This is a genomic window from Chitinophaga sp. (assembly GCF_036566945.1).
In the GTDB taxonomy this organism is placed as follows: domain Bacteria; phylum Bacteroidota; class Bacteroidia; order Chitinophagales; family Chitinophagaceae; genus Chitinophaga.
Genome location: NZ_DATCVJ010000721.1, coordinates 1 through 4,809 on the forward strand (window position 1 = coordinate 1; position 4,809 = coordinate 4,809).

A 4,809-nucleotide genomic window follows, 5' to 3' on the forward strand; every position below is an offset into this window, starting at 1 on the left:
TGGAGCAAAAGCTGTCTGTCAAAGAAATACTGATGGTTACTTTCACCAGAGCTGCTGTAGCGGAACTGGAAGAAAGGATTCGTCTTTTTATCCGGCAGGCGTATAAAGCCAGTATGGGCAAGGACATCGCCGATGAAAAAATACTGGACCTGGTACTGGAAGTCATTGATCCGGAAGATCCGCTGCCTGTACAACAACTACTGCGGGACGCGATCCTTTTACTGGATGAAACGTCTGTATTGACCATCCATGGCTTTTGTCAGCAAACACTCAACGAATATGCTTTTGAAACCAACCAGCTATTTGGCGCCCAAATGGTGCCAGACCTTACGCCGGTGGTGGAAAATGAATTGAATAAATTCTGGCGCAGAAACGTCACCACCCTCAAAACCAGCCTGCTGGAAAGCATCTGGGAGGAGAAGATGAAAACCGATCTGCAAAAGGTCATACAAGAACATCTCAGTGGAAAAAAATATATAGGCTACCGGGAAGACATTCCAGATACCATCAGCGAAGAACAACAGGACAAATGGATCCAGGAAATGGAGCAACTGGCCGCCAATGTACAAATCGCCATAGAAAACCTGTATGCCGGCATTACCGCCAACAGCGCCCAGCTCATTGCGGCCTGCGCCGCTAACCGCTATACCAAAAAGGAATGGCCGGAGTTAGTAGCACAGCCGGAACTGCTGGTAAAAAAGATCCTCGCCAAAAGAAAAGAGGCTAAATATATAGAAGCCGTTTTCCCGGACATCCTGGAAGAACTGGATAAAGTAGAAGAGATCCGTGAACAGCTCACAGCGTACCAACAACAAATACGCCGTCATGTTTTTTATACGGCCATCAAAGAAGTTGGAGAGCAGGTGCGCCAGTTCAAGGAACGCAGCAACATGATGGGGTATGATGACCTGATCAACAACCTGCATACGGCCCTGGTTAAAAACGGTAATCCGGAACTCATCGCCAGGTTACAAAGCAAGTACAAGGCGGTTTTCGTAGATGAATTTCAGGATACCGACCGCGAACAGTTCGAAGTATTTAATAAGGCTTTCGGCGAAAACACCACACTGTTCTACATTGGCGACCCGAAACAAAGTATTTACGCCTGGCGTAAAGCAGATATCTTCACCTACTTCAACGCCCGCAATGGCGTACAACAAGTGTATGATATGAATCAGAATTTTCGCTCTGCGGAAAACCTGATCCGTGCCATGAACGTTTTCTTTGAGCCCACTCCAGGCTTCGACACCTTCGACTTCGGTGGCGAAAGTGATAGCATCGATTACATTCCCGTAAACAGTCCGGATAATAATACCAAAGGCTACCTGTTTAAAGGCAGCCGGAAAGAAGTACCCATAGCCATCATTGCCTGCGATAAAAAAGAAAGCATCTGCGAAGCCGTAGCAGCACAAATAGCGCAACTATTGCTCGACAAAGATTACCGCATTGAAAATGAAAAAGGCAGCCGGCATATTACGCCTTCCGACATCGGGATACTAGTACGCACTGGCCAGGAAGGGAAAGATATTAAACATGCCCTGGCAAAACTGGGCATACCAGCGGTTACCATCGATGAAGCCAGGGTACTGAGATCAGGAGAAGCCACGCAGCTGCTTCACCTGCTGGAAGCCATGGAAACACCCGATCGCTCGTCTATCAACCGGGCACTGCTGGGCTCTTTCACAGGATACAACACCAGCACCATCCTGAAGCTGGATGATGAAACCATGCTGGATCTGTTTGGAAAATACCGCCACCTCTGGCAGCGGGACGGCGCCTACACCGCACTGATGGAATTCATCACCGACTTCAACGTACGTCACGTATTACTCGACGGACATACCGAAAACGGAGAACGGATTATCACGAATCTATATCAGCTATCGGAGTTGGTACACCAGGTACAAAGCCGGAAAAACCTCTCCATGCGGGATCTTATATCCTGGCTCAAACGCGGCATCGACGGCATGACCACCGATGGTGATGAATACGCCCAGCGGGTAGAAAGCGATGAAGAAGCCGTGAATATTGTGACTATCCATAAAAGTAAAGGGCTGGAATACAAAATTGTAATGGCGCCATTCCTGGATTTCGTGGAATCACAAAACATTGAATTTGTCAGCTTCCGCGACCCGGCGAGCGGTGATTACCTGGGCACACAGCGTTCCCGTCTCTCAGAAGATCAACTGGCAGCTTACCAGCAACAACAAGAGCAGGAAAACCGCCGCTTAATTTATGTGGCTATTACCCGCGCAGTATATAAGTGCTACCTGTTTAAAAATAACTTCGCCAAGTTCAGAGATTCTTCGCTGGCATTTTTCCTGAAAGCATTGGCAGTGGCGAATCCCGACCCTTCGCTGATACAGCTGCAAGGCGCAGTACCAGCCACCACGGAACAAACTTACCGGCAACAAACCACCAAAGGTAAACTGGCGGTAAACCGCGCTCCGGTTGACTTTCACCTGCTGGAACAAAACTGGCGCAAAATGAGCTATACCATGCTGGCAGCCAAACCCGAACACCGGCCACGTGTGCGCTCCTTTCAACAAACAGACCCTTACGATAATTTCATTTTCACTACTCTGCGTCGGGGCGCTAAAACAGGAAACCTGCTGCACTTCATTTTTGAAAGCATCAATTTCTCTGACAACAGCAAATGGGAACATTGGCTGGAAGAAGCCATCCGCCGCTTTGTACCCGGACAACGGGAAGCATATCTCGAACGGCTACACGAAATGCTGCAACACGTCATGTACAGTACCATTCATATAGCCGGCAATAGTTTCCAGCTGGCATCTGTAGGGCGTCATCAGCGACTGGCAGAATTTGAATTTGACTTCCCCGTGCCGGTATTTCAATCCAACCTGCTCAACAATCTTTCTGATGATGAGGTAAGCGTGAGCGTAAAACGGTTTTCTGAATACAGCAGCCAGGAACTGGAAGGCATCATGAACGGGAAAATTGACCTGTTCTTTGAGTACCAGGACAAGTATTATATACTCGACTGGAAATCGAACTACCTGGGCAATAGTGTGGCAGACTATGATAAAGAAGGATTAGCTGCCGCCATGAATGAAAATAACTATCACCTGCAATATTTCATTTACACCGTAGCAGTGAAAAAATACCTGGAAAGCCGCATCCCTGGCTTCGATTATGAAAAGCAGTTTGGAGGCGTTATTTATTGCTTTGTTCGTGGTGTAAGAAACACCAGCGGGCAGGGGATTTTCACCGCAAAGCCGCATTTGAAAAAGATACAATTATTAGAATCTCTTCTAACAAAAAAAACTACCCATAGCCGCTAACGGCTATGGGTACACTATAATTAAAGCCAAACAACAAAAGGCCAAACTAAAAGCCAATAACAAACGGCCATAAACATACCACAAGCTAAAAGCTAACAGCTAATAGCTAACAGCTAAAAAAGCCATACCCCATTCATCATCGCCACCCCACAGGTAGTTTCAAATGAGTTTACATAACTGTCCGGTGTTCTATGCCACCACTGTCCCCACATGAGGCCATTGGAGTTTCTGTAATTCCAGGCTTCTGCGGCATTGTAGTTAAGCCATGCTGCATAGGTGCTCTGGTAGCTCTGGTCGTGAACAAATTTACAGGCCCAGCGTGCAAAAATGGCTTTGAAACCCTGGCAGTCACCGTTATCGTATTCATCAGGGAGTAGTCTCTGCGCATTGCTCATGGTATTTTTCGTATAGTCCATGGCTTTAGCTCCCATGGCTTTGTATCCATTGGAAGGGTACACGTTATGCAGCATACTGCAGGCGCCAATAAAGGTACCCTGGGTATAAGTGCGGGCTCCTTCTGTAATCACGCCAGCCGAATTCATAGCGCCTCTTACTTCGCCGGTACCGGATACGTATAATTTAGTGACCATCCAGTCGAGGATCTGCTTGGCCTTATCGCGGTAGCCGGTATCACCAGTGGCCTGATAGAGATACATGGCGCAAATGGCGGCAGGCGCATTTACGCAGGCATTTTTGGTGTTATTGGCGGTAGTCCACCACAGGCCACCACCCAGGTTGGTATCCCAGGCACGGGTCCATACCATATCAAAGTTGTTTTTGGCCATGTCTTTCATGCCGCCATCATTGGTGATCTGAAAGGCACGGATGCACATCAGCGCGCCCCAGATAACATCGTCATTATAAATGTTGCTCGTCCATAACAGGCCATAGTTATCTCTCATACCATTGTACAGGTATACCATCTTGTTTTTTAAATCCAGATCATTGTTGATAGTATACGCATCAATCAACATTTCAATGGCTTCTGCCTGTCGCCAGAAATCCATACGACCACTTTGGGTCACATCTGTATAATAGTACGCTTTAAAGGAGGGGCCATAAGTGCCATATTGATGATAGAAGGCATTGTTATAACATTGCATGGCCAGCAATGCTTCTGCCTTTACAGGTTGTACTGAATTGATAGTGACGAGGTTAGCTTTTGTTCCTGCGAGGGTAGTGCTATCTTTTGCTACCATTTCTTGTTTCTGACATCCGGAGAAAATCAGTGCCAGTAGGAGGGCCACCGTACATTTGGTACGGAAAAGCGCTTTTGCGCGCGACGGAGTTTTCATGTTTTTCAGTTTTTGTGGAATGAAGAATCCTGTTTTTGGTGGAATAAAACGTTGCTACGTGCCGATCAGTGCCTGTCTTATGGAAAGCCGTAATTATTGCAAAAGGGCCGCTATTGCTTGTTGGTTGTGCAAACAATGCGGACTCATAACAGTGGAACCGGGTTTACACGGATTTCCTACACCCGGAGGACAGGTGAACACAACAGAAT

General features: G+C 47.2%; 2 protein-coding genes. One reads left to right on the plus strand and one right to left on the minus strand.

What is annotated here, in order from left to right; genetic code table 11:
- The coding region (locus tag VIP81_RS21710; protein WP_331966232.1) for a UvrD-helicase domain-containing protein at positions 1 to 3,305 on the plus strand (3,305 nt) is incomplete at its 5' end.
- Positions 3,306 to 3,418: 113 nt separating this feature from the next.
- On the opposite strand, the gene VIP81_RS21715 is transcribed toward VIP81_RS21710, so the two are convergent.
- Positions 3,419 to 4,600 carry a glycoside hydrolase family 76 protein gene (locus VIP81_RS21715; RefSeq protein ID WP_331966235.1) on the minus strand — a complete coding sequence of 394 codons (1,182 nt, stop codon included), beginning with the start codon at positions 4,598 to 4,600 and terminating at the stop codon, positions 3,419 to 3,421.
- Positions 4,601 to 4,809: the final 209 nt, after the last annotated feature.

Coding starts and splice junctions, on each gene's coding strand:
- VIP81_RS21715 (WP_331966235.1), bottom strand. CDS start 4,600: ATGAAAACTCCGTCGCGCGCAAAAGCGCTTTTCCGTACCAAATGTACG.